Origin of the sequence: Rhodopseudomonas palustris BisB18 (assembly GCF_000013745.1) — a bacterium.
GTDB classification, from domain to species: Bacteria; Pseudomonadota; Alphaproteobacteria; order Rhizobiales; family Xanthobacteraceae; genus Rhodopseudomonas_A; species Rhodopseudomonas_A palustris_F.
Window position 1 is genome coordinate 1655781 of the sequence record NC_007925.1, and the last position, 24637, is coordinate 1680417.

The 24637-nt window shown below is 65.1% G+C and carries 29 protein-coding genes; 18 read left to right on the forward strand and 11 right to left on the reverse strand.

Annotated features, from left to right (window positions below; genetic code table 11):
• Window positions 1-12: 12 nt before the first annotated feature.
• The 4 genes from fliE to flhB all read left to right on the forward strand — a co-directional run bounded on the left by fliE (window position 13) and on the right by flhB (window position 2834).
• On the forward strand, window positions 13-330 hold the full coding sequence (gene fliE / locus RPC_RS07625) for a flagellar hook-basal body complex protein FliE (protein ID WP_011471986.1): 318 nt from the start codon (window positions 13-15) through the stop codon (window positions 328-330).
• Between the two features lie 291 nt (window positions 331-621).
• A complete protein-coding gene (gene fliQ, locus RPC_RS07630) occupies window positions 622-885 on the forward strand; it encodes a flagellar biosynthesis protein FliQ (RefSeq protein ID WP_011471987.1) in 264 nt (87 codons plus the stop codon).
• Window positions 886-976: 91 nt separating this feature from the next.
• Window positions 977-1747 carry a flagellar biosynthetic protein FliR gene (fliR, locus tag RPC_RS07635; RefSeq protein ID WP_011471988.1) on the forward strand — a complete coding sequence of 257 codons (771 nt, stop codon included), beginning with the start codon at window positions 977-979 and terminating at the stop codon, window positions 1745-1747.
• A 10-nt stretch (window positions 1748-1757) separates the two neighbouring features.
• Window positions 1758-2834 (forward strand): flagellar biosynthesis protein FlhB, encoded by a 1077-nt coding sequence (gene flhB / locus RPC_RS07640; RefSeq protein WP_011471989.1) that lies wholly within the window; start codon window positions 1758-1760, stop codon window positions 2832-2834.
• A gap of 82 nt (window positions 2835-2916) precedes the next feature.
• Here flhB and RPC_RS07645 read toward each other — a convergent pair whose 3' ends face one another.
• Window positions 2917-3669: a hypothetical protein gene (locus RPC_RS07645; protein WP_041801514.1), complete on the reverse strand. Its 753-nt coding sequence runs from the start codon at window positions 3667-3669 to the stop codon at window positions 2917-2919.
• Entirely contained in the window at window positions 3660-4295 is a 636-nt protein-coding gene (locus RPC_RS07650) for a hypothetical protein (protein WP_041801516.1), read from the reverse strand. The genes RPC_RS07645 and RPC_RS07650 overlap by 10 nt, the downstream gene beginning before the upstream one ends.
• 248 nt (window positions 4296-4543) lie before the next feature.
• Between RPC_RS07650 and cckA the strand changes: the two genes are divergently transcribed.
• Window positions 4544-7105, forward strand: coding sequence for a cell cycle histidine kinase CckA (cckA, locus tag RPC_RS07655; protein ID WP_011471991.1), 2562 nt, complete (start codon window positions 4544-4546; stop codon window positions 7103-7105).
• Window position 7106: 1 nt separating this feature from the next.
• On the opposite strand, the gene dcd is transcribed toward cckA, so the two are convergent.
• Together dcd and RPC_RS07665 are read right to left on the reverse strand one after the other, a co-directional pair.
• Window positions 7107-7664: a dCTP deaminase gene (dcd, locus tag RPC_RS07660; protein WP_011471992.1), complete on the reverse strand. Its 558-nt coding sequence runs from the start codon at window positions 7662-7664 to the stop codon at window positions 7107-7109.
• Window positions 7661-7924 (reverse strand): hypothetical protein, encoded by a 264-nt coding sequence (locus RPC_RS07665; RefSeq protein ID WP_041801518.1) that lies wholly within the window; start codon window positions 7922-7924, stop codon window positions 7661-7663. Before RPC_RS07665 ends, dcd begins: the two co-directional genes overlap by 4 nt.
• 252 nt (window positions 7925-8176) lie before the next feature.
• Here RPC_RS07665 and RPC_RS07670 point away from each other — a divergent pair, with 252 nt between their 5' ends.
• The 3 genes from RPC_RS07670 (at window position 8177) to RPC_RS07680 (ending at window position 10803) form a co-directional block, all read left to right on the forward strand.
• Window positions 8177-9175, forward strand: a complete 999-nt coding sequence (locus RPC_RS07670) for a Tim44 domain-containing protein (RefSeq protein WP_011471993.1) — start codon at window positions 8177-8179, stop codon at window positions 9173-9175.
• A gap of 183 nt (window positions 9176-9358) precedes the next feature.
• Window positions 9359-10036, forward strand: a complete 678-nt coding sequence (locus tag RPC_RS07675) for a hypothetical protein (protein ID WP_041802570.1) — start codon at window positions 9359-9361, stop codon at window positions 10034-10036.
• A 68-nt stretch (window positions 10037-10104) separates the two neighbouring features.
• Window positions 10105-10803 carry a glutathione S-transferase family protein gene (locus RPC_RS07680; protein WP_011471995.1) on the forward strand — a complete coding sequence of 233 codons (699 nt, stop codon included), beginning with the start codon at window positions 10105-10107 and terminating at the stop codon, window positions 10801-10803.
• A gap of 271 nt (window positions 10804-11074) precedes the next feature.
• Here RPC_RS07680 and RPC_RS07685 read toward each other — a convergent pair whose 3' ends face one another.
• Window positions 11075-11275: a hypothetical protein gene (locus RPC_RS07685; RefSeq protein WP_011471996.1), complete on the reverse strand. Its 201-nt coding sequence runs from the start codon at window positions 11273-11275 to the stop codon at window positions 11075-11077.
• 159 nt (window positions 11276-11434) lie between these two features.
• The gene (locus RPC_RS07690; protein WP_011471997.1) at window positions 11435-11923 is read right to left on the reverse strand and encodes a hypothetical protein; all 489 of its coding nucleotides are present in this window, start codon (window positions 11921-11923) and stop codon (window positions 11435-11437) included.
• A 109-nt stretch (window positions 11924-12032) separates the two neighbouring features.
• Between RPC_RS07690 and RPC_RS07695 the strand changes: the two genes are divergently transcribed.
• Entirely contained in the window at window positions 12033-12254 is a 222-nt protein-coding gene (locus RPC_RS07695; protein WP_041801521.1) for a hypothetical protein, read from the forward strand.
• Window positions 12255-12262: 8 nt separating this feature from the next.
• Complete coding sequence (locus RPC_RS07700; RefSeq protein WP_011471998.1) at window positions 12263-12553, forward strand: type II toxin-antitoxin system RelE/ParE family toxin; 291 nt, start codon at window positions 12263-12265, stop codon at window positions 12551-12553.
• A 94-nt stretch (window positions 12554-12647) separates the two neighbouring features.
• On the opposite strand, the gene RPC_RS07705 is transcribed toward RPC_RS07700, so the two are convergent.
• On the reverse strand, window positions 12648-13007 hold the full coding sequence (locus tag RPC_RS07705) for a hypothetical protein (RefSeq protein ID WP_011471999.1): 360 nt from the start codon (window positions 13005-13007) through the stop codon (window positions 12648-12650).
• A gap of 184 nt (window positions 13008-13191) precedes the next feature.
• Between RPC_RS07705 and RPC_RS07710 the strand changes: the two genes are divergently transcribed.
• Together RPC_RS07710 and RPC_RS26030 are read left to right on the forward strand one after the other, a co-directional pair.
• Complete coding sequence (locus RPC_RS07710; protein WP_011472000.1) at window positions 13192-14847, forward strand: fumarate hydratase; 1656 nt, start codon at window positions 13192-13194, stop codon at window positions 14845-14847.
• Between the two features lie 180 nt (window positions 14848-15027).
• The gene (locus tag RPC_RS26030; RefSeq protein ID WP_157043305.1) at window positions 15028-15108 is read left to right on the forward strand and encodes a fumarate hydratase C-terminal domain-containing protein; all 81 of its coding nucleotides are present in this window, start codon (window positions 15028-15030) and stop codon (window positions 15106-15108) included.
• A gap of 198 nt (window positions 15109-15306) precedes the next feature.
• Here the strand turns inward: RPC_RS26030 and RPC_RS07715 are convergent, their stop codons facing one another.
• Window positions 15307-15603, reverse strand: coding sequence for a hypothetical protein (locus RPC_RS07715; protein WP_011472001.1), 297 nt, complete (start codon window positions 15601-15603; stop codon window positions 15307-15309).
• Window positions 15604-15853: 250 nt separating this feature from the next.
• Here RPC_RS07715 and RPC_RS07720 point away from each other — a divergent pair, with 250 nt between their 5' ends.
• The gene (locus tag RPC_RS07720) at window positions 15854-16582 is read left to right on the forward strand and encodes an Ig-like domain-containing protein (RefSeq protein ID WP_011472002.1); all 729 of its coding nucleotides are present in this window, start codon (window positions 15854-15856) and stop codon (window positions 16580-16582) included.
• A 221-nt stretch (window positions 16583-16803) separates the two neighbouring features.
• On the opposite strand, the gene RPC_RS07725 is transcribed toward RPC_RS07720, so the two are convergent.
• Window positions 16804-18207 (reverse strand): carotenoid oxygenase family protein, encoded by a 1404-nt coding sequence (locus tag RPC_RS07725; protein ID WP_011472003.1) that lies wholly within the window; start codon window positions 18205-18207, stop codon window positions 16804-16806.
• A gap of 108 nt (window positions 18208-18315) precedes the next feature.
• Here RPC_RS07725 and RPC_RS07730 point away from each other — a divergent pair, with 108 nt between their 5' ends.
• Window positions 18316-19059 carry a WHG domain-containing protein gene (locus RPC_RS07730; protein ID WP_011472004.1) on the forward strand — a complete coding sequence of 248 codons (744 nt, stop codon included), beginning with the start codon at window positions 18316-18318 and terminating at the stop codon, window positions 19057-19059.
• A gap of 124 nt (window positions 19060-19183) precedes the next feature.
• On the forward strand, window positions 19184-19939 hold the full coding sequence (locus RPC_RS07735; protein ID WP_011472005.1) for an SET domain-containing protein: 756 nt from the start codon (window positions 19184-19186) through the stop codon (window positions 19937-19939).
• Window positions 19940-20165: 226 nt separating this feature from the next.
• On the opposite strand, the gene RPC_RS07740 is transcribed toward RPC_RS07735, so the two are convergent.
• Window positions 20166-21200 carry a glutamine synthetase beta-grasp domain-containing protein gene (locus RPC_RS07740; protein ID WP_041801523.1) on the reverse strand — a complete coding sequence of 345 codons (1035 nt, stop codon included), beginning with the start codon at window positions 21198-21200 and terminating at the stop codon, window positions 20166-20168.
• Window positions 21201-21686: 486 nt separating this feature from the next.
• Between RPC_RS07740 and RPC_RS26450 the strand changes: the two genes are divergently transcribed.
• Window positions 21687-21869, forward strand: coding sequence for a DUF2735 domain-containing protein (locus RPC_RS26450; RefSeq protein ID WP_041801525.1), 183 nt, complete (start codon window positions 21687-21689; stop codon window positions 21867-21869).
• 163 nt (window positions 21870-22032) lie between these two features.
• On the opposite strand, the gene RPC_RS07750 is transcribed toward RPC_RS26450, so the two are convergent.
• Entirely contained in the window at window positions 22033-22962 is a 930-nt protein-coding gene (locus RPC_RS07750) for a glutaminase (RefSeq protein ID WP_011472008.1), read from the reverse strand.
• Between the two features lie 246 nt (window positions 22963-23208).
• Between RPC_RS07750 and RPC_RS07755 the strand changes: the two genes are divergently transcribed.
• Window positions 23209-23883: a DsbA family oxidoreductase gene (locus RPC_RS07755; RefSeq protein WP_011472009.1), complete on the forward strand. Its 675-nt coding sequence runs from the start codon at window positions 23209-23211 to the stop codon at window positions 23881-23883.
• A gap of 391 nt (window positions 23884-24274) precedes the next feature.
• Window positions 24275-24553, forward strand: coding sequence for a hypothetical protein (locus RPC_RS07765; RefSeq protein ID WP_041801529.1), 279 nt, complete (start codon window positions 24275-24277; stop codon window positions 24551-24553).
• Window positions 24554-24637: the final 84 nt, after the last annotated feature.

Below are 24637 nucleotides of genomic sequence, written 5' to 3' on the forward strand. Positions count from 1 at the left end.
AGGAGCTGACCCATGGCAACCCCCACTGTCGCCGCCAATGCCTATGCGAGCCTCGCCCGGATCATGGAATCGGCCGGCGGCGCCGGCGCCAAGCCGACCGATCTCGGCGGCGGCCAGTCGTTCGGCGACGTGCTGAAAAACGCGGTCGGCAGCGTGCTGGATTCCGGCCGCAAGTCCGACGCCCAGACCGTGGCGATGGCGTCGGGCAAATCCAACGTGATGGATGTGGTGACCGCGGTAGCGGAAACCGACGTCGCGGTCTCGACGCTGGTGTCGGTGCGCGACCGCATGATCCAGTCCTACGAAGACATCATGAAGATGTCGATCTGAGTGTTGCTGACTCTTACCCTGCTGCTGATCGAAGATGCTGAGTGGAATCACCAGAGCCTCGTGTCCCGGACGCCGAGCAGCGCTGTTGCGCTGCGACGCGAGCCGGGACCTTCGCAAAGGCGGCATCCGTAACGGCCCCGGCTCTGCGGCGCACCACGCCGCAAGTGCGGCGCGTTGCGCCGCGTCCGGGGCACGCTTCCACCCTAACGCCTCTAATTGGGGTCGGCCGTAACATTGGTGCTGATCTCGCAATGACGAACTTGAACGGCCTCGGCCACCAAAGGACTTGAAATGACCGGCATGGAAACCCTCGACGTCGCGCGCGACGCGATCTGGACCATCGTCATCGTGTCGTCGCCGCTGATGGTGGTCGGCCTGGTGGTCGGCGTGGCGGTGTCGCTGGTGCAGGCGCTGACCCAGATCCAGGAACAGACCCTGGTTTTCGTGCCGAAAATCATCGCCATCTTCGTCACCTTGATCTTGGCGCTGCCGTTCATGGCCGACGCGATGCACAGCCACATGATGCGGATTTCGTCGCGAATCATGGGAGGCTAGGGCATGCTCGGGTCGGGGAGCGCCGGATCCGCGGAGCCGGCCCGACACCGTCACACCTCATTGCGACGCGACAGCCTCGCACCAGGCGGCCATGCGCATCGATATTTCATTCCTGCCCGCGCTCGCCGCCGCCTTCATGCTGGTGTTTGCCAGGATCGCCGCGATGGTGATGCTGATGCCGGGGTTCGGCGAAACCAACATCCCGGTGCGCATCAAGCTCGCCATCGCGCTGGTGTTGACGCTGGTGATCCTGCCGCTGCACCGCTCCGACTACCAGGTCGACATGACGTCGCTGACGCCGCTGATCGTCTTGATGCTGCACGAGATCGTCATCGGCATCGTGCTGGGGGCCACTGCGCGGGTGACGCTGTCGGCGCTGCAGGTCGCGGGCTCGGTGATCGCCCAGCAACTCGGGCTCGGCTTCGTCACCTCGGTCGATCCGACCCAGGGCCAGCAGGGCGCGGTGATCGGCAATTTCCTGACGCTGCTCGGGCTGACGCTCTTGTTCGCCACCGACACCCATCATCTGGTGATCGCCGCGCTCAACGAGAGCTACCGGATCTTTTCGCCCGGCGAGTTCATGTCGAGCGGCGACGTCGCGTCATTGGCCACCCGGGCGTTCGCCGCCGCCTTCAAGATCGGCATGCAGCTGTCGGCGCCGTTCCTGGTGTTCGGCCTGGTGTTCAACATCGGGCTCGGCGTGTTGGCGCGGCTGATGCCGCAGATGCAGGTGTATTTCGTCGGCGTGCCGCTGTCGATCTTCGCCGGCTTCTTGATCTTCGGCGCCGTGCTGGCGACGATGATGCACACCTTCCTGGACTACTTCATCGCGGTCATGCATCAGCTGATCCCCGGACTGTGAGGGGCTGAGCATGTCCGACGACGATTCCTCGGAAAAAACCCAAGACCCTACGCAAAAGCGTCTCGACGACGCTCTCGAACGCGGCGACGTCGCCAAGAGCCAGGAGGTCAACACCTGGTTCATGATCGCCGGCGCCACGCTGGTGCTGTCGTCGTTCTCCGGATCGGTCGGCAGCGGGCTGCAGAACCCGCTGCGCAACCTGATCGAGAACTCCTGGATGATCCGCACCGACGGCGCCGGGCTGATGGCGCTGACGCAGAGCCTGCTGTACGCCGCGATCGCCGCGATGGGGGTGCCGTTCCTGATGCTGATCATCGCGGCGCTGGCCGGCAATATGTTGCAGCACCGGCTGGTGTTTTCGGCGGAGGGGCTGAAGCCGAAATTCAGCAAGATCTCGCCGTTGGCCGGCGCCAAGCGGCTGTTCGGCAAGCAGGCGGCGGCGAATTTCCTCAAGGGGCTGTTCAAGGTGATCGCGCTCGGCGCGGTGATGGTGGCGATCCTGTGGCCGGAGCGCTACCGGCTCGACGCCATGATCCGGCTCGACATCGGCGCCATCATGGGCCTCACCATCGCGTTGACGCTGAAGCTGATGGCCGCGGTGGTGGCGATGCTGGCGGCGGTGGCGATCGCCGATTTCTTCTTTCAGTACCGCACCTGGTACGAAAAGCAGAAGATGTCGCTGCAGGAGGTCAAGGAAGAGCACAAGCAGTCGGAAGGCGACCCCCATATCAAGGGCCGGATCCGGCAGATCCGCCATCAGCGGATGCGCAAGCGGATGATGGCGGCGGTGCCGCAGGCCTCGGTGGTGATCACCAACCCGACCCACTATTCGGTGGCGTTGTCCTACGAAAACGGCATGTCGGCGCCGATCTGCGTCGCCAAGGGCGTCGACTCGATCGCGTTCAAGATCCGCGAAGTCGCCAAGGCGCACGACGTGCCGATCATCGAAAACGTGCCGCTGGCGCGCGCGCTGTACGCCACGGTGAAGATCGACGAAGAGATCCCGGTCGAGCACTATCATGCGGTGGCGGAGATCATCGGCTATGTGATGGGCCTGAAGCGCGGCTTGTCGGGCCGGCGGCGGTGAAGCCGAGCATCGCCTTGTTAAGGTGTGGTGCCAGCAGGCAGGATCACGCACGATCCATTGGCAGTTGAACTATTTCGTCAGCTCAAGCCGCGCGTCGATACTGTTCTGCTGAAGACTCGGCGGGCAGAATCCTGGATGTCCGGCCGAGAACCAGAAGACGGGGCGTCTTTTCAGGGTTGGTTACAACCGCAATCCTCTTCGGAGCGATTTCTTCCCCAAGATCCATTACATCTAGAAACTTAGTAACGGCGCTATTCACCGAATTGGCGTAGGGCGTGACAATTTCGAAGAGAGCCAGCTTGCCCTCTATTTGAAGTCCAGCATCAAAGTCCCAGCTTTCGGAAGAGCCCTGGAAGCGTACCGGTTCGCGGGCAATCGCAGCGGCGCCGTAGGCCGTTTGCAGCTTATCCCAGAGGTCGGCTCGATGATCCGCGTGCTCCGTGGCTGCATGATGCAGCGCGGCATTTTCGACCGCGGTTTTGGCCGCGTTTGCGACCGCGATCACCGCCGGGACCAGATGAACTTCGGCAACATCGAGATCGAACATCATATGATGATCAAATCGAATGCCAAACCGCTGTGCGACGTCCTGTGCAATGCGCTGGAACGACCGTTCCGCTCCCATGAGTCCCGCTTCGCGACGAGCTCCGCCGGCGTCGGACACTAGAAACCCATCCCGCAGGCGCGAGACTTCAACCCCGACCATAGCTCCGCCGGGATACAGCAGCGGCAGCGATAACCGCACCGTATCCTCGTACGCGGAAACCCTCACCAAAGCCTGAGCGACCTCGATGGCGATCTTCTCAATCGTAAGGGCGGATTGCTTCACAACCACAGGATCACCTGCCAACTGGGAGGACTTGGAAAATCCCCTAAGCCCTCGACGTTAAATTCTAGCATGACAGAGCGCAGAAAATCGCGGAAGCTCTGTAGATTCCCAGGGAGAGCCACTGCGACCGGCAAATTCCCTTCAGGTCCCGGACCGAATGCCTCAACGCCGTACCTTGCATTATCGGCAAAACGATGGACATGACTTCCGTCAATCGTACTTCGAAGCTCTTTGACCCCAAGAAGCTCTTTGACCCCAAGTCGTTTCAACGCCTTTAGGCTGTTCTGGTGTGGGTCCGACGGCCAGGCGTCCAGTCTGGATATAGTGACAAAAGAGCGTCCGCCAACGACCTCGAGGGTCGCTGTAACGTCTCGCTGGCGCCGATGAGCCCAGGCCTTGAGGCGCAGGCGGACACCTACCAGGCCAGTTCCGTCTTCATCAGCTAGCTGAAACAATGCCTCGATTATCTCTGCGGCGACGGTGCGCAAATCGTCCCGGCGGGAATGGACGGCCGTGCCGGCTGTCAGTGTCGCCACTTCCGACCATTCCGGCCACCCCATGAGCGTCTTTTTGCGCTCGGCGATTTGTCGCCAAGCGTCGGGTACAGCCGAGCTGTCACCGCCCTTGCTCATAAAAGTTTAGACTCCCAACGCATGCGCAGCTTGACTGCAGCGCGGGACCTTCACAACACCAGTGCCGACGTGTCGAAGCACCTCGCTTCAAGACGAGATTTTTCGTTCACTGTCCCTGAGATGCCGCACGACCCGCAAAATACCTGCATTATGGGCATGATCCGCTTGCGCAGGCGGCTCCGATTCAGGCACTCAGGGGCAGGCGCGCGCGGACGTCGCGCCGCCATCGACGGGATCTGCACAGTCTCATGACCAGCGACGCCAACGACGATCCGCCCGGCGATTCCTTGACCAACCCCGAGCCGCCGCGGCGCAGCGGTAGCATCGTGTTGGTGTTGCTGATCGCCGCCGCCATCGTCGCCGCCGCGGTGGCGTTCATGACGCTCGGCCGCGCCGCCGCGCAGCCCTATATCATGGGCTCGCTGGCGCTGCTGGCGATGGTCGGGCTGTTCACGCTGTTTGCGTTTGCCGCCGGCATCGTCCGTTTCGCCGATCGGATGGCGGACGATCCGGTGATGCGGCCGATGGCGGACCACGCCTTCGACGGGCTGGCGGTGACCGATCCGCGCGGCCACGTGGTCTATGCCAACCACAATTACCTCACCCAGACCGGGGCGGCGACGCTGCAGGACGTCCGCCCTGTGGAGCGGGTGTTCATCGGCAATCCCGACGTCTCCGAGGCGGTGTTCCGGCTGTTGAAGGCGGCCCGCGAGGCCAAGCGCCACACCGAGGAGGTGCGGGTCGCGGGAAGCGAGGGCGCGCCGGGGCGCTGGCTGCGGATGCGGGTGCGCCCGCTCGGGCTCTCCAAGCGCGAGGCGAAATTCACGGTGTGGTCGCTGGCCGACATCACCCGCGACCGCGAGCGCCAGGAAGACGTGTTTCAGGAATTGCAGCACGCCATCGAATATCTCGACCACGCCCCGGCCGGGTTCTTCTCGGTCGATGCCGCGGGCGACCTCGTCTATGTCAACGCCACGCTGGCGGATTGGCTCGGCCATGATCTGGCGGAAATCGGCTCCGGAGGGCTGAAGCTCAACGACATCATGTCGGGCGACGGCGCCTCGCTGCTGACCTCGATTTCGGCGCTGCCGGGCGAAGTCAAAACCGAAGTGTTCGACGTCGACCTGCGGATGCGCAACGGCAAGACCATGCCGGCGCGGCTGTTCCACAAGTTGGCGTTCGGCGCCGACGGCAAGCCCGGCGCCTCGCGCACCCTGGTGATCAGCCGGGCGCGCGACGAGCGCGCCGATCCGCAGCGCACCGCCGAAGTGCGTTTCATGCGGTTCTTCGACCATACTCCGATGGCGATCGCCACCGTCGACAAGACCGGCGCGGTGGTGCGCGGCAATGCCCGCTTCGCCAAGCTGGCGCAGAGCCTCAATCCCGGCGGCGCCGTCAACAAGTCGGTGCTGGCCGCGGTCAGCGACCGCGAGCGCGGCCAACTTTCGGATGCGATCGACCTCGCCGCGCAAGGCCAGGGCGACATCCCGCCGGTCGAGGCGATGCTCGACAGCACCCGCGAGCGCTGGGCGCAGTTCTTCGTCACCGCGATCGAGGAGGACGAGCGCGATACCGAAGCCGCGATCGTCTACATGCTGGAGACCACCGAGCGCCGCACGCTGGAAAACCAGATCAACCAGTCGCAGAAGATGGACATGGTCGGCCAGCTCGCCGGCGGCATCGCGCACGATTTCAACAATGTGCTGTCCGCCATCATGATGGCCAACGACTTCCTGCTGAACGCCCACAAGCCGACCGATCCGTCGTTCCAGGACATCATGCAGATCAAGCAGAACGCCACGCGGGCTGCGACCCTGGTGCGGCAGCTCTTGGCGTTCTCGCGCCGTCAGACGCTGCGGCCGCAGGTGCTGCATCTCGGCGACGCGCTCAGCGATTTGACCATGCTGCTGCGCCGGCTGATCGGCGAGAAGGTCAAGCTCGACCTGGTGCACGGCCGCGACCTGTGGCCGGTCAAGGTCGACGTCTCGCAATTCGAACAGGTGATCGTCAATCTGGCGGTCAACGCCCGCGACGCCATGCCGGCCGGCGGCAAGCTCACGGTGCGCACCGCCAACGTCTCGGCGCAGGAGGCCGAGCGGCTGTCCTACAAGGGGATGCCGCCCGCCGATTACGTGCGGATCGACGTCAGCGACACCGGCACCGGCATTCCCGCCGAGATCGTCGACAAGATCTTCGAGCCGTTCTTCTCCACCAAGGAAGTCGGCAAGGGCACCGGGCTTGGGCTGTCGACGGTGTACGGCATCGTCAAACAGACCGGCGGCTTCATCTATGTCGCCTCCGAAGCCGACAAGGGCACCACCTTCCACATCTTCCTGCCGCGCTACAATGCCGACCGCGACGTGCAGCCGGAGCCGGCCGCCGTCGCCGCCGCCGCCGTGGTGGAGCCCAAGCCGGAAGCCAAGCCGCGCGCCGCCGATCTCACCGGGCAGGGCACCATCCTGCTGGTCGAGGACGAGGAGGGGCTGCGCTCGCTGAACGCCCGCGGCCTGCGCTCGCGCGGCTACAGCGTGATCGAGGCCGGCAACGGGCTCGAGGCGATCGACGCCATCGAGGCGCAGCACGGCGCCATCGACCTCGTGGTGTCCGACGTGGTGATGCCGGAAATGGACGGCCCGACGCTGCTCAAGGAAATGCGCACCCGCAATCCGGACCTCAAGATCATCTTCGTCTCCGGCTATGCGGAGGATGCGTTCGAAAAGAGCCTGCCGGAAAACCAGCAATTCGCCTTCCTGCCGAAGCCGTTCACGCTGAGCCAGCTGGTGGCGGCGGTGAAGGAGACGATGGCGTGAGCTACCTAGCGGCTTGTCCGGAGAACTGACCTTGATAGCCCTTCTGCGGCGTGCCCAGGGTTTGTTCAAAAATCAGTTGGCAAATCTTCATGTCTGGCCGAAGGGTAATGGGAAGATGCCCGTGGTTCAGAATCTCCAGCCTTATTTGCCCTTCGAATCCGGCATGAATCGTTGGGGCAGTAATATGAACGCCGATACCCATCCTTGCCAGAGAGCTTTTTCCCTCTACCCTTGCGGCCAAACGGGCGTCGATTGGTAGACGAACATACTCCCGCGTCCAGCCAAGGATGAGATGGCGGGGAACGAGATCAAAGCCGGTCGCTGAATCAATAGTATGAGATTTGGTTAGTTCTTTCAGCGCACGATCCATATTGTACTTTGCGTGCGTAGGGTCGATGACCTTCCTGACAAACTCTTCTCCGACATCGAAGAGCGTGAGGACCGGATCCAGAGTCAGGTCCACGCTCGTCGAGCTATATGCGTCGGACTGAGGCGCTGGATCGATGACGATCTGCTTTCGAGTGAGCCCTATCTGGATTTCTCGATCGGTTAGAATCACGCCCGCAGTCGCTCCTCTGTCTGAACAAGCTCGTCAGACGGCACCCAGACACGCCACGATCCCGTCTCCGTTTCCCGGGGCAGTTCAATCAAAGTCGTTTCGTCTGTCTGCCCCAAGGGCCAGCCGACAGGGATCGAGTTTCCGACGATCGATCGCGTAGATACGACGACACGTTCGGAGCCGTTCGAAGTTCTGATCGACACGATGGTCTCGCTCGGATGCAAACCTTCGCTGATTTGTTCTACTTTGAGGCGCATCATTAATGTTCTCCCGTGTCAGTCGTGTAATCAAGGTGATTCAGCAACTCATTGTGTCGGTCAATGGTCGCTCCTGTTACTGAACAAAAAGTGAACAAAAAGGTTTTGCAGACGAAATTCTCGCTTTCATTGGAGTCCATTCGCCCCCCGCGACCGAGGGCCGCAGGCCTGAGGCATTATGACGGCTTCCCAATCGGGCAGCACTTGCCCATCTAAGTGGCGTCGTCCCCCTATCGGGGAATTGAGGGAAAGACCATGAAATTTGTGCAACGCACCCGCGGCTTCGTCGGTGCCATCGCCGTTGTGATGTCGCTGGCGTTGCCGGCCATGCTCGTCGTCGCTTCAACGGCCGACGCCCGCATCGGTGGCGGCTCCAGCTCGGGATCGCGCGGCTCGCGGACCTTCTCGGCGCCGCCGTCGACCTCGACCGCGCCCAGCGCGGCGCAGCCGATGAACCGCACCATGACCCAGCCGGGCAGCCCCGGCATGGCGGCCCCGGCCGCAGGCGCCGCCGCCAAGGGCGGCTTCTTCAACCGCCCCGGCATGGGCATGCTCGGCGGCCTCGCCGCCGGCTTCCTCGGCGCCGGCCTGCTCGGCATGCTGTTCGGCGGCGGGCTGTTCTCGGGCCTCGGCGGCATCTCCTCGATCATCGGCCTGATCCTGCAGATCGGTCTGATCATCATCGTGGTCAAGCTGGCGATGTCGTGGTGGCAGCGCCGCAACGCCGCCGCTCCGGCCGCCGCATCGGCGTCGGCTTATGCCGGCCCGGCCGCGGGTCCTGACGTCGGCCCCGGCGCGCAGCAGAACTATCGCACCGGTTCCGGTTTCGGGATCGGCGCCACCGCGGCGCCTTTGGAAATCGGCCCGGCCGACTACGAGGCGTTCGAGAAGCTGCTCAGCGAGATCCAGACCACCTGGTCGAACGGCGATGTCGGCCACCTGCACACCCTGGCGACCCCCGAGATGGTGTCGTATTTCAGCGGCGACCTCGCGGCCAACAAGGCCCGCGGCGTCGAGAACAAGGTGTCCGACGTCAAGCTCTTGCAGGGCGACCTCGCCGAAGCCTGGCGCGAAGGCGAAACCGATTACGCCAGCGTGGCGATGCGGTTCTCGCTGGTCGACAAGACCATCGACACCGCCACCGGCAAGCTCGTCGAGGGCAGCGAGCAGCCGACCGAGGCCACCGAGGTGTGGACCTTCGCCCGCCGCCGCGGCTCGGAATGGGAATTGTCGGCGATCCAGCAGACCGCCTAACCAGGCCTGCCTGAAACCAAATCATGGCGCCGCGGCAAACCCGTGGCGCCATTTTTTTGTCCGCAGGCCGGCGCAGCGTCGCATAACCTGCGGCTCGGCGCGTCGATGATTGGCCGCGCAGCGCGAGCGACAAACCATTCGGAGAGGGCGATGACGGCGAAATCCAGGATGATCGACACGACGATGGCCTGCAGCGGCCTCGCGCTGACGGCGGCGCTGCTGCTTGCGGGTGCGCCGGCGCAGGCGCAACCGGCGCCGCAGACCCGCTTCTTCGTCAGCAGCGCTGGAATCGGCAATGGCGGCAATCTCGGCGGCCTCGCCGGCGCCGACAATCATTGCCAGGAATTGGCGCAGGCGGCCGGCATCGGCGTCACCGCCGCCGGCGTGCGCACCTGGCACGCGTATCTGTCGACCCAGGAGGCCGACGGCAAGCCGGCGATCAACGCCCGGGACCGCATCGGCACCGGGCCGTGGCAGAACGCCAAGGGCGTGGTGATCGCCAAGGACGTCGCCGAGCTGCACGGCGCCAACGCCATCACCAAGCAGACCGCGCTCGACGAGAAGGCCGGGGTGATCAACGGCTTCGGCGATCAGCCGAACCGCCACGACATTCTCACCGGCAGCCAGCCCGACGGCACCGCGTTCCCGCCGGGCACCGACCGCACCTGCCAGAACTGGACCAGCAGCGTGCAAGGCGCGGCGATGCTCGGGCATTCCGACGTCAACGGCCCGGCCTCGGTGCCGACCGCGAAATCCTGGAACGCGGCGCATCCGTCGCGCGGCGCCGACGGCGGCTGCTCGCAGGCCGACCTCAAAAGCACCGGCGGCGAGGGGCTGCTGTATTGCTTCGCGGTGAACTGATTTTCGCAGCGCGCGTTGGCGTCTGCCGAGCGGACGCGGCCGTGACGCGTTCGCAGGGAGGGTGCGCGATGCGTTATGAATTGTACTACTGGCCGAGCATCCAGGGCCGCGGCGAATATGTTCGCCTGGCGCTGGAGGAGGCCGGGGCCGACTATCGCGACGTCGCGCGCGAAGGCGGCGGCATGGCGGCGATGAACAAGTTGCTGGAGAGCGGCGACGCCCCGCCGTTCGCGCCGCCGTTTCTCAAAGCCGGGGCGCTGCTGATCGGCCAGGTCGCCAACATCCTGCAGTATCTCGGGCCGCGCCATGGGCTTTCGCCGAAATCCGAAGCCGGACGGCTGTGGCTGCATCAATTGCAGCTCACCGTCGCCGACCTCGTGGTGGAGATCCACGACACCCATCATCCGCTCGGCGTGACGTTGTACTACGAGGATCAGCGCGCGGCGGCGAAGAAGCGCAGCGAGGAATTCTGGAAAGAGCGGGTGCCGAAATTCCTCGGCTATTTCGAGAAGCTGCTCGGCGACGGCAACTATCTCACCGGGCGGCGGGTGAGCTATGTCGACCTGTCGCTGTTCCAGATCGTCGACGGCCTGCGCTACGCGTTTCCGAACCGGATGCAGCGCTTCGAGCGCAAGGTGCCGCGCCTGGTCGCGCTGCACGACCGCGTCGCGGCGCGGCCGAACATCGCGGCCTATCTTGAAAGCGACCGCCGCATCGCCTTCAACGAGGACGGCATCTTTCGCCACTACAAGGCGCTGAATCGGTAGGCGATTGCAGCATTTGCCCGCCGCCGTGGATGAGATCGTCGGGATGCGTGCCCCGGACGAAAGCGCAGCGCGTCGCTCTTGCGGCGTGGCGCGCTGCAGAGCCGGGGCCGTACCGACGGCAGCGCTTGAGACGGTCCCGGCTCGCCGCGCAGCGCAAGTGCGCTGCTCGACGTCCGGGACACCTGCCTGCTGGCTGTGTTGGTTGCGAACAGCGTCCCCCAGAAACGCCAAAGCCCCGCGCGAGCGGGGCTTGACCATCGGTGCGCGCCGTTCAGGCGATGATGTCGACGCGGGTGCCTTGGCCCGGCGGCAGCGCCGCGGGCGGCGGCGGCGGCGCGGAACGGGAATCGTCCTTGGCGTTGTCGTTCTCCGGCTCGGGGGCCTTCGCTTCGACCGGCTTGGCGACCGGCTTGGCTTCGACCGGCGGCGGTGGGGGCGGCGGCGGCGACGCCGTGACGCTGGAAATACTCATCGGCTGTCCTTTCGATTGTCTCGTTGCCGCAGCCTGCGCCGCCGGCGCCAACGAGTGGTGAATCCATTTTTACAATTGGACGCAATCCGACGCGTTGCGACACGGTGGTTAACAATATGCCAGCGGTTTCGCTCAAATACCAATGCGCCCAGCGCAGGCCTATTCGTCGCGGCCCCGCGCGATGGTGATGCTCGCCGAACTGGTGCCCCGGCTGCAATGCATGTCGAGCCGGCGATAGCGGGTCTTGACGTCGTCGCCGCGCAACAGCCCGAGCCGGCCAAGGCAGCGGCTGGCGCCGCGCAGCGTGTCGGCCTTCGGGATGGTGAAGACGATCGCACTGGCGCCGGCGACGAACTGCAGAAACGCCGGCGACGGTTTGCGGCTAGCGGCGGTCGCCGACAATTCGTTGCTGACATTGCGGCTGGCGCAGCCGAGCCGGACTTGGGCGGCGGCCGGATGGCTGAGATAGATCGAATTGGCGCGGGTCTTGCCGATCACCACGCCGTCGATCTGGTTGTTCAATTGCAGGGCGATGTCGTCGCAACGGTCGGCGCGGGCGGCGGCGGGGTATAGCACGAGCGCCAGCAGCGCCGCGGCGGGCAACAGCGCGGCAGCCGGCATCCGGCCGGGCGAGCGTCTCGATAGCATCACGCGGTCTCCTCAGTCCCGCGCAGAGTGAAGCGCGACGCAGCGCGTTAGGCAAGCGGGGGAGGGCGAGCGGCTTCGCGCCGGAAGCGGGATGTGTTAGGATGAATCTATGACCGAGCTTCTTCAACAGGCATTGCGCCAGATCGAACAACTCCCGGACGCGGATCAAGACGCCGCCGCCGGCGCATTGATCGATTATGTGAAGCACATGAGGGAGATGCGTCTGACGGAAGCCCAAGTGGCAGAAGTGCGCCGCCGGCGGGCCAATCCCGAGCGAAAGCTGGTGTCGCTCGAGGACGCGCGCGAACGAATTGCCCGGCTCGGCGGCTAGCCGACCCAATGAAGCTGGTCTTCGACGATGAGGCGCTTGCCGATATCGAAGACATCTTCGCGTGGATCGCTCGAGACAGCCCGATTATTGCAAAGAGCGTGGTTGACCGCCTCTTCAGTAGCACCGAACTGCTGATTTCATTTCCATCGATGGGGCATGCCGGCGGCGCTCCCGGAACGCTCGAGTGGGTGGTCCCACGGCTGCCCTACATAGTCGTTTACGAAATCGATCGAGCTCAGGACGCGATTATTGTCACGGCCGTGCTTCACGCCGCCCAAGATCGCAAGCGCGACGAATGATGCGGGCCAAATAAGCGCGGGGCTTATCCCCGGATGTCGCTGCGCTCATCCGGGCTACAACTTCAATCCCGATCCTGCGCGCGTAGCTTCCGCCTCAAGCCGCCGACGCAATCCGGCGCGGGCGGTGAGCGGCGCGGTTGTGCTTGGCTTTGACGTCGGCGATCTTCTGCAGCATGTCGTCGAGCGCGTCGATCACCTTGCGCTCGTCGTGCGACAGCCTGGTGTCGGCCGGCAGATGCGCCAATAGCACGATCAACGCGTCACCGATTTTGCCGAGCTGCTTGCCGTAGCTGCCGATGTCGCTGAGTACCTCTTGTTCGACCTGCGGCGCGCTGGATTGCCCGAGGGTGATGTTGATCAGGCCGAATTGGTTGCCGATCGGGCTCATGAGGGCGGTCCATGGGCTGATGTTCTGCACCACGTCGCCGGACAGCGGAAGTTTGAAGCTGGGCATGGCTGGCTCCTCCTGCAATGCCGCGCGGCCCTGGGCGGGCGCGGGCGGTTGAGCATAGGTCTGCACGGAGACCGTGGCGGTTCACGCCGAGCGGGCAGCCGGCGCCGCCGGCGATTTTGAACCCTTCAAAACCGTGCCAAATGCGCCTAGACAGGGTGCCAAATTTCCCCGCGAGGCCCAGTCCATGAACGCCCCCACGCCGATCCCGTCCGCCGCCACCCCGGTTCCGCCGTACAAGCACACCCCGTTGTTCCCGCTCGGCAAAGACGAGACGCCGTACCGCAAGATCACCTCTGAGGGCGTCCGGGTCGAGACCGTGCTCGGGCGTGCCATGCTGGTGGTGGAGCGCGAGGCGCTGCGGGCGCTGTCGGAGGCCGCGTTCGGCGACATCAACCATTATCTGCGGCCGCAGCATCTGCAGCAGCTGCGCAACATCCTCGACGACAACGACGCCAGCCCGAACGACAAGTTCGTGGCATTGGACTTCTTGAAGAACGCCAATATCGCCGCCGGCGGCGTGCTGCCGATGTGCCAGGACACCGGCACCGCGATCATCATGGGCAAGAAGGGCTTCAACGTCATCACCGACGGCAGCGACGAGGCGGCTTTGAGCGAAGGCGCGCGCGACGCCTATCTGCGCCGCAATCTGCGCTATTCGCAGGTGGCGCCTTTGTCGATGTATGAAGAGAAGAACACCGCCAACAACATGCCGGCGCAGTGCGAGATCTATGCCGAGGGCGATGACGCCTACAAATTCATGTTCATGGCCAAGGGCGGTGGCTCGGCCAATAAGAGCTTCCTGTTCCAGGCGACGCCGTCGGTGCTGACCAAGGATCGGCTGCTGGCGTTCCTGAAAGAGAAGGTGCTGACGCTCGGCACCGCGGCGTGCCCGCCCTATCATCTGGCGATCGTGATCGGCGGCACTTCGGCCGAACTGTGCATGAAGACGGTGAAGCTGGCGTCGGCGAAATATCTCGATGCGCTGCCGACCCATGGCTCCGAGAACGGCAACGGGTTTCGCGACCTGGAGATGGAGCAAGAGATCCTGAAGATGACGCAGTCGCTCGGGGTCGGCGCGCAGTTCGGCGGCAAGTATTTCTGCCACGACGTCCGGGTGATCCGGCTGCCGCGCCACGGCGCCTCGCTGCCGATCGGGCTTGGCGTGTCGTGCTCGGCGGATCGCCAGGTGCTCGGCAAGATCACCAAGGACGGTGTGTATCTTGAAGAACTCGAGCACAACCCGGCGCGCTTCCTGCCCGAAGTCGAGCAGGCGCTCGGCGGCGAGGTGGTGCAGATCGACCTCAACCAGCCGATGCAAGAGATTCTCGCGACCTTGAGCAAATATCCGACCAAGACCCGGCTGTCGCTCTCCGGCACCATGATCGTCGCGCGGGATTCCGCGCACGCCAAGCTGCGCGAGCGGCTGGACAACGGCGAGCCGCTGCCGGACTACTTCAAGAACCATCCGGTGTATTACGCCGGCCCGGCGAAAACGCCCGAGGGCTACGCCTCCGGCGCGTTCGGCCCGACCACCGCGGGACGGATGGACTCCTTCGTCGATCAGTTCCAGGCGGCCGGCGGCTCGATGGTGATGGTGGCGAAGGGCAATCGCGCGGTGGCGGTGCGCGAGGCCTGCAAGAAGCACGGCGGGTTCTATCTCGGCTCGATCGGCGGCGCCGCGGCGAACTTGGCCGAGCACTGCATCAAGAAGGTCGAGCTGGTGGAATATCCCGAGCTTGGCATGGAGGCGATCTGGCGGATCGAGGTGCAGGACTTCCCCGCCTTCATCATCATCGACGACAAGGGCAACGACTTCTTCAAGGAGTTAAATCTGGGCTGAGGGCGGCGCGCTACCGCGCAACTCTATCGCCGTCATCCTGAGGTGCCCGAGCGAAGCGAGGGCTATGAGGATGCGGCCGCGAGCGACGCGGCTGGCTCCGAACCCGCAGCCCATCCTTCGAGGCCGCCGAAGCCCGCTACGCGGGCATTCGGCGGCGCCTCAGGATGACGGCGGAGGTGGATCGAAGTTAGGGACTTCCCGGCCTTCATCATCATCGACGACAAGGGCAACGATTTTTTCAAGGAGTTGAATCTGGGGTGAGGGCGGCGCGCTCGTCGTTCGTGTCCCGGTCGCGGTGCAGCGTTCTTCACGCTGCTCCGCAGAACCGGGACCGTTACGGATGCTGCCTTCGCCCACCGCAGCGAGTGCCGAGGTGCGTAACGGCCCCGGCTCTGAAAGCGCAGCGCTTCGCGCTGCACTTTCGTCTGGGGCACGCCGGAGGTTCGCGCGCGCCTGGAGCTACGCCCGCGTCCCCTTGAACGGGAACGAGCCCATCGGGCCGATGCCCATTTCGCCTTCGATGGCGTCGCCGGAGACCTTGCCGGTGAACGCCAGCGTCAGCGGCATCGGGTTGGTGATCGACAGCTTCCAGGCGACCTCGTCGCCGTTCACGGTGCCGTCGAAGATCGCGCCGGAATCACCGTCGGCGGATTGCGTGCCGGTCAGCGTCGAGCCTGCGCTCTGCAGCACCAGCGTCGCCTGGCGGTCGCCCATCGGCGTGTTCATGACGATATTCCAGTTGCCGTCCACGGCCATCAATTCTCTCCCTGTTATCTCCTCACGCAGCCGGTACGGCCGGGCGCGGGCCCCCTCTTAATACGGCGCGGGGCAGGCCAACAAGCGCGATTTTGCCGCGCTCGCGGAGTGGTATCGGCGCGCTGTCGGCGATGCTCCGCATCCGCCTCCGTCATCGTGCGGAGATGGTTTGCGGCGATAGTTCTGCTACTGTCGCGCACGGCCGGAGGATGCGCTGTCAAGGATCGCCCCTTTTCACAGGAGGCCGGTCATGCGTGCCGCGTCGCGTCGTCATTGCCTGGCGCTTCTCGTTGTTCCCCTGTTGCTGATCTCGGGCGCTGCGGTCAATGCGCAGTCGATCATCATCGCCGAAACCACGCTTGTTACGCTGACGTCGTCGGCCAACCCCGCCACCGCCGATGAGCCGTTCACGCTTACCGCCGCGGTGACCACGCCGCAGGGCGGCGGCGTGCCCGGCGGCAGCATCCAGTTCATCGACGAAACCACGCTGGCGGTGCTGGGCTGGGCCGACGTCGCTTCGCCGCGGATCATCGTGCGCGATCTGCCGCCGGGGCGGCACGCGATCCGTGCCGATTACAGCGGCAGCCAGGACTATCTGCCGCTGATCGTGCAGCCGGGGCAATCCGCGCCGTTGCAGCTCAGCGTGCTGGCAAAGCCGCGGGTGCTGCTGTCGTCGTCGCAAAATCCGATCTCGCCGGGCGAGGTGGTGACGCTCTGCGTCACCGTCACCGGCAAGACCGCGGCGGCGAAAGGATTCGTGACGTTGCGCGACGGCGACGCAGTGCTCGCCGCGCATCTCGCGCTCGATAGTTCCGGCACCGCGCGGTTCACCACCTCGGCCTTGGCGCCGGGTTGGCGCGCGCTCACCGCCAGCTACGAGGGCGACGCCGAGCACGCGCCGACGCTTTCGATGCCGCTCGATCAGAGCGTCGGCGTGGCGCTGCTTCGCGACGCGCAAGCCCTGCCGCGAGGCATGTAGTTAGACGCCCTCCCGGGGCGCGAGCGGCGATAGCTGCGAACGATCCCGGCCTTAGAGGACACCGTGTCCCGGACGCCGAGCAGCGCTGTTGCGCTGCGAGGCGAGCCGGGACCGTTGCAAGCGCCGCGTTCCGTAACGGCCCCGGCTCGCAGCGCACCACGCCGCAAATGCGACGCGCTGCGCTGCGTCCGGGGCACGCTGCGATGAATTGCGACAGCGCACTACTCCGCCGCCACCCAATTGCCGTGAAAACCGTCCGGCACGCGGTGGTCGAGCTTGACCAGCGCGATCGGTCCTTGGTCGATGTCGGTGGCGTTGAACACCGCGAGGTCGCTGCGGTTCTCGCGGCCGCGCCAGATCACCACCAGCAACCAGCCGTCACCCTCGGCGGCGTCCTTGCTGCGCGGTACGAACACCGGCTCCGACACGCTGTCGGCGACCGGCAGCATGTAGTGGCCGCGGCGGGCGCCGTCGCCGTCGACATGGACCAGGCCGGCCAGCGACAGCCCGATCGGCAGCGCCGGATCGGCGCAGGCGTACCAGCCGTGGCGGCTGCGCAAGCCCAAGCGGCGCTCGTCGATGCGCGGGAATTCGCCGGTGACGTCGTCGAGATAGCGGCGGGTGAAGCGGTCGGTGTTGCCGCTGAGGTCGAAGCTCCAGCGGCACAGCCTGGCGCGGGATTTTTCCGGGTCGGTCGGCTTGCCGTCGACATCGGTGAACAGCGGCACCTGTTCGGATTGCATGACGTTGGCTTCGATGCGGTCGCCGTCTTCCCAGGCGTTCATGACGTGGAACACGAAGCAGGCCTCGCTGCGAAACCAGACGATGTCGCGGGTCTTGCCGTCGCGCTTCATCACGCCGACGTAGGAGCCCTTGCCGGGCTCCCAGGCATAAGGCGGCTTGCCGCGCATCGCCCGCCACAGGCTGCCGGTCAGCGGCAGGATCGGAAACAGGATGTGCCGCTCGGTGACGATGAAATCGTGCACCATCGCCGCATAGGGCGATTTGAAGCGATCGAACCGCGTGACTTTGCCGGCGCGGTCGATCGAACCGACCGACATCCCGGCGGTGAGGAGCCCGGTGGCGTTGTAGCCGAAGAACAGCATTTCGCCGGTCACCGGATCGATCTTCGGATGCGCGGTGAACGGCCCGCCGATCGCGCCGCCGTAATCGCAATAGCCACGGGTCGCCAGCGTATCGCGCTCGATTTCGGTCGGCGGATGGCCTTCCTCCAGCGCCAGCAATTTGCCGGCGTGGTACAAAACGTTGGTGTTGGCGACGCCGCCGTCGCTGGTTACCGACTTCGCCACGCCGGCAAGCTTGCGGTTGAAGCCGCCGAATAGCGCTTTGCCGGCGTCGTGCTCGGCCAGCCATTTCGGCGTGCGGACCCAGCGGTTGCGATAGCTGGCGCGGCCGTTCTCGAGATGAAACGCGTGCAGCATGCCGTCGCCGAAGAACCAGTGCGAGCCGGCCGTGGGAAACTGCGGATTGGCGCCGTTGCGATACAGCGTGCCGTTCAATTCGCGCGGCAATTCGCCTTCGACCAGCAGATCGGTCTGATCGTATTCGACAAAGATCGGCGCGAGATTGTCGCGCACAGGGACGATCGCTTCGGCGAGCGGCATCGCGGACTCCCTCAGTTTATCTTTACATCGTCTAAATAGGCTAGCAGCGCGCCGGTTCCGGTCAAGGCGCAATCTTTACGCTGTCAAAATCGTGATCTAGAAAGCGTCATGGGCAAACCGGCCAAGACAGCCAAAGCGAGCAAACCCGCAACCCTCCGCGCCGCGCCGCGGCCGCGCAAGCCGGGGGCGAAACCCGGCGCGAAGCGGGCCGCCAAGCCGACCCAAGCGGCGACGCCCTATCATCACGGCGCGCTGCGCGACGCGTTGCTCGCGGCGGCCGAAACCCTGCTGCAGCGCGACGGCTTGGCCGGGCTGACGCTGCGCGCGGTGGCGCGTGAGGCGGGCGTGTCGCACGCCGCCCCGACGCATCATTTCGGCGACCTCGCGGGTCTCGTCAGCGACCTCGCGGCGATCGGGTTTCAGCGCTTCAACGCCGCGATGGCGGCGGCCGGCGCGGGCGACGGCGCGCCGCTGGAGAAGGCGCTGCGCCGCGCGCTGGCCTATCTGGCCTATGCCCGCGCCCATCCGGCGATGTATCTGCTGATGTTCCGCACCGAGCGGCTCGATATGCGCAGGCCGGCGCTGCGCGAGGCCGCGGAGGCGGCGTTCGCCGGATTGACCGGGGCGATCGGCATTGCGCCTCAGCACCGCAGCGGCGATCCGGCGGCGCCGCAGGCGCTGTCGCTGGAGCAGGCGGCGGAGGTCGTGCGGGCCTGGTCGTTGGTGCACGGCTACACCACGCTGCTGCTCGACGGCCGGCTCGCCGAGCTGATGAGCCTGCTGCCCGAAGGCAGCGATCCGGAGACGCTGTTCGTGGCGATGCTGAAATCCACGGTGCGGCCGCCGCTGTGAGCCGCCGCCGGCAAGCTGGGGACGGATCGCCCCAACGGCATGAAAAGACTGCCATGGCGCGCGGAATCGCACTAAAACAGCGGCTTCGTCGGCCCCTTCTCACCAGCGTCAGTGCCTTCCGATCATGCCCGCCATTCCCGCTTCCAAGCCCTACCGCATCGGCCGCTCCAAGACCGGCCTCGGCCTGTTCGCCACCAGGCCGATCAAGAAGGGCAGCAAGATCATCCGCTATTTCGGCCCGCTCTTGGACTGCAACAAGAAAAAACACGACGCCATCGAAAACAAATATCTGTTCCAGCTCAACAAGCGCTGGACCATCGACGGCTCGGTGCGCAAGAACATCGCCCGCTACATCAACCACGCCTGCAAGCCGAACGCGGAATCCGACGTCAATCCGCGCAAGAAGAAGATCGTGATCCGCGCCATCAAGAACATCGAGCCCGGCGAGGAGATCAACTACGATTACGGCACCGATTACTTCAAAGAATATCTGAAGCCGATCGGCTGCAAATGCGACGCCTGCGAAAAGAAGCGCAAGAAGAAGGCCGCCGAGGCCAGGGCCGAGAAGAAGGCCGAGAAGCTGAAGCAGCAGGCCAAGGCGGATAAGCTCAAGGCGAAGGCTTCAAACGGCAAGGTCTTGAACGGCAAGGTCTTGAACGGCAAGGCTGCGAAGACGCCCGCGAAGGCCAAGCCGGCGAAAGCCAAGTCTGAAAAAGCCAAGTCTGAAAAAGCCAAGTCTGAAAAAGCCAAGGCGAAGGCCGGAGGCAAGGCCGTCAAGACCAAGGGTGCCAAGGTCGCGAAAGCCAAGACCGCCGAGAAGCCCGCGACGGGCAAGTCGAAGGCGAAAGCGGCGTCGAAGGCCAAGCGCGCCGACGCCTAGAGTTTGTTCGATTGAGAGCCCGTTTCGTGGCTCGGATACTTCTCTCCGCAACGTAGCGTCATTCCGGATGCGAGTTCGTCAGAACGAGCAAGCCCGGGATCCATATATCCCCTGCAGGGGTTATGGATCCCGGGTTCACTCGCAGCTTCGCTGCTCGTGCCCCGGGATGACAGCCTGATGGCGGCGAGGCGTTGCGGCCCGAGCGCGCCCGGGCCGCAACGCAATATCACGCCGCTGCCGCCGCCACGGCGGGCACCGAGGCGATGGTCTTCAGGATCTGCGAGGCGATCTGGTAGGGGTCGCCTTGCGAGTTCGGACGGCGGTCTTCCAGGTAGCCCTTGTAGCCGTTGTTGACGAAGGAGTGCGGCACCCGGATCGAGGCGCCGCGGTCGGCGACGCCGTAGCTGAATTCGTGGATCGCCGCGGTTTCGTGCTTGCCGGTCAGCCGCATGTGGTTGTCCGGGCCGTACACCGCGATGTGATCCTCGCAGGCGTGCTTGAACGCGTCCATCAGCTGTTCGAAATACGCCTTGCCGCCGGTCTCGCGCATGAACGCGGTGGAGAAGTTGGCGTGCATACCGGAGCCGTTCCAGTCGGTGTCGCCGAGCGGCTTGCAATGATATTCGATGTCTATGCCGTATGTCTCGGTCAATCGCTGCATCAGATAGCGGGCCATCCACATCTCGTCGGCGGCGCGCTTGGAACCCTTGCCGAAGATCTGGAACTCCCATTGGCCCTTCGCCACTTCGGCGTTGATGCCTTCATGGTTGATGCCGGCGATCAGGCAGAGGTCGAGATGCTCCTCGACGATCTGGCGCGCCACGGCGCCGACGTTCTTGTAGCCGACCCCGGTGTAGTACGGGCCCTGCGGCGCCGGATAGCCGGCCTCCGGGAAGCCGAGCGGCCGGCCGTCCTTGTAGAAGAAATACTCCTGCTCGAAGCCGAACCAGGCGCCTTCGTCGTCGAGGATGGTGGCGCGCTTGTTGGAGGCGTGCGGGGTGACGCCGTCCGGCATCATCACTTCGCACATCACCAGCACGCCGTTCTTGCGCGCGCCGTCGGGAAACACCCGCACCGGCTTCAGCACGCAATCCGAACTCCTGCCCTCCGCCTGCATGGTGGAGGAGCCGTCGAAGCCCCACAGCGGGAGTTCATCGAGCGAAGGAAAACTGTCGAACTCCTTGATCTGCGTCTTGCCGCGCAGATTGGGTACGGGCGTGTAGCCGTCGAGCCAGATGTACTCGAGCTTGTACTTTGTCATGGGTCTCTCGTTGCGTTGACGATGCGAGCGGGACGTCGATCCCTTGTGGTGCCGGCCGTCACAAAGACCACCCAGCACGCGCAAGACCCTAAGCACGGACCGTGCCAGGCGCGGCGAGGAGGCTCGGCGCGGCGAGTTCCGCGGCACTCGTCCGGTGGTCGGCGGCGGCTGCCGCGGCAAGCGTCTGCTCGCGCGCGCCGTGCCGACGACACGAAACCTCTGCGGTTGGCCTGTTTTGCAGCAATCGCCGCGCAACTGATCAAAGTTGTAGCGAACACGGATCGTTAATCTGATCGGCGGAGGATTTTACAATGAACCGGAGCGATGCCGCGGCGTTGGTCAAGGAACCGCTGCCGATGCGACGTGCAGGCAGGGCCGATGCTCATATTGTTCGCAAAGGCCTGCTTTATACGAAGCAACGGCGCAATCGACGTGCAACTGCTGTTACTATGTCCGACGCGTCATGACGAGAGCAAAGGAGACAGAATGGACAAGTTGATCGAGCGCACCTCAGCCAAGATCTATCAGTTCCCGCTCCGGGAGCGGATCGTGGCGAATGCACGCGGAGAGACCGCGCCGATGGTCGCCACGCGGCCGCCGCGCGCCACCGGCGGGGCCTGGTATCACGACGCGGCGATCCAGGAGTCCAACCCTGGCACCGATATCTGATGCGTGCGGCGGCCCTGTCACCAAGCGCAACCGAACGCGCACATCGTCACCATGAGGGCCGGGACCATTCGCGTCGCGGCCCTTTTGCTATTTGGCGGTTGCTATTTGCGCGGTGATCGCCGCGGTGCGATCCGCGCGGCGCGGCGAGCTATCGACCGCCATGCTACACCCCGAAGATCGACCAGCCCATCCGCTTGCTCAGCGCTTCCAGCGCGACGCGGCCGAGATGCGAATTGCCCGAGGCGTCGAGCCCCGGCGACCACGCCGCGATCGAGGCCTTGCCCGGCGCGATCGCCAGCACGCCGCCGCCGACCCCGCTCTTGCCGGGCAATCCGACCCGATAGGCGAATTCGCCGGAGCCGTCGTAGTGCCCGCAGGTCAGCATCACCGCGTTGATGCGCCGCGCCCGGCCGGGCGACACCACAGAGTGTCCGGTCGAAGGATTGCGTCCGGAATGCGCCAGATATCGCCCGGCCAGCGCCAATTGCCGGCACGACATCGCGATCGCGCAATGATGGAAGTACACGCCGAGCGTGTAGTCGACCGGGTTGTCGAGCACGCCGAACGATTTCATGTAGTTGGCGAGCGCGGCGTTGCGAAACCCGGTGCGCTGCTCGGAGGCCGCCACCGCCTGGTCGATCGCGATCGTCGGATCGCCGGTGAGGAACCGCATGAAACGCAGGATTTCGCCGAGCGCCTCGCGCGGCTGATGGCCGGACAGGATCACGTCGGTCACCGCGATCGCGCCGGCGTTGATGAACGGATTGCGCGGAATGCCGCGCTCGAATTCCAGCTGCACGATCGAATTGAACGGGCTGCCGGACGGTTCGCGGCCGACCCGCTGCCACAGCCGGTCGCCGATCTTGCCGAGCGCCAGCGTCAGCGTGAACACTTTCGAGATGCTCTGGATCGAGAACGCGGTGTCGGCGTCGCCGCCGGCCGCGACATGGCCGTCGGCATCGATCACCACCAGCCCGAACCCGGCGGGGTCCACTTTGGCGAGCTCGGGAATGTAGTGGGCGACGCTGCCGCGGTCGCTGCGCGCCGCGATCTCCTCGGCGATCTCCTGGACCACGACGTCGAGCTCGGTCACGCTTGGATCCTGTCTGGCTGGCTGCAAGGCGCCGTTGGCGATGGCGCGGCCTTATTGTAGCGATGCGATGCTGTTGGTCCACCGGCGCTGCGATCGGCTGCGCCCGGGATGCTCTCGCACCCGCCATCGCGGCGGGCGGTTGCGGCGTCGCGGTGCATGAAAGGTTCGTTCCGTGCGGCGATCCGCGGACCTTGCCCGATCTGAGCGAGCGCCTATCTGTTGCCAACGGTCACCAAGGACAATCGGATGAGTGCCAAGCCGCTGCAGATCGACATCGTCTCCGACGTGGTGTGCCCGTGGTGCTACATCGGCAAGCACCGGCTGGAGGCCGCGCTGGCCCTGGTGCCGGAGGTCGCGGTGGAAACGCGTTGGCGGCCGTTCTTCCTCAATCCAGGGGTGCCGCGCGAAGGCGTCGATCGCGACAGCTATCTCACCGCCAAATTCGGCTCGGTGGAGGCCTACAAGGCGATCGCCGGCCGCGTGGCCGAGGCCGCGGCGGCGGAGGGGCTGGCGTATCGGCCGGAGCTGGTGCGGCGCCAGCCCAACACCATCGATTGCCACCGCTTGATTCATTGGGCTGAGCTTGACCCGTCCGGCGACAAATCGGCGGCGATGAAGCAGCGGTTGATGGAATTGTATTTTCGCGACGGCGGCGATCTCACCGACATCGAAGTGCTGGTGAAGGCCGCGGCCGATTGCGGCCTCGACGGCGACGCGGTGCGGCGGCGGCTGGCCAGCGACGAGGACGTCGCGCTGATTGCGACGCAGGCCAAGGACGCCGCCGACAAGGGCATTTCCGGGGTGCCGACCTTCGTGTTCGCCGGCAAGTATGCGGTGTCCGGCGCGCAGCCGGCCGAGCAACTGGCCGGCGCGATCCGTCAGGTCGCGGCCGAGCTGAAGGCCGACATCGCCCCGGCCTAGAGCAGCACGAGGTTGCCGCGCGGCGTCGTCCTGCTCTCGCGTCTTGATTGCGGATGATCTTTCAGGCAGGCGTCGACGGACGGTCGTGGAACCTGAAGCGGGGGCGGTCGGCTGGCCGGGCCGGAGGGGTGCGCCGGCACGGCTTGAAAAGATCATGCTCGCCGGCCTAAGATCGCCGGCAAAGTGGGGGCGGCATGTTCAGACGTTCGGTGATTGCTCTAGGCTTGCTGGCGATGACGCTCGTTCTCGACGGCTGCACCAAATGCGGCCCGATCTGGGATGATTGGCTGCAATCGCCGAAATCCTGCAAGTCGGATCATCTTTAGGGGACATCATGCGAGATCGGAAAGTTGGGCGGCCCCGGGGCTGGCGAGCACGCGTCGATTCGATCATGGGCGCGCCGGCCTGGCGCGCGGCGGCGATGCTGCTGTTGCTGGCGGGGACGGCCGAGGCGCAAACCCCGAACGTCAACCTGATCCCGGAACTGAAGAGCAAGACGCCCGAGGAGATCGAGCAGGACAGGATTACCGAAAAGGCCTACAAGGATTCCTTGAGGAAGATCCCGGACGTCAAGGCGTCCTCCGATCCTTGGGGCGACGTGCGCAGCGCCGACACCCCTCGAACCGCTCCGGCGAAATCAAAGAGCCGGCCGAGCCATAGCGCGAATTAGCGATCGGCGTGTCCTGACGGCAGCCGCGCGATCGTCGACAGAAGCGGGGTCCAGCAACGTTGGAGTTCCGCACGGCGGCAAGCT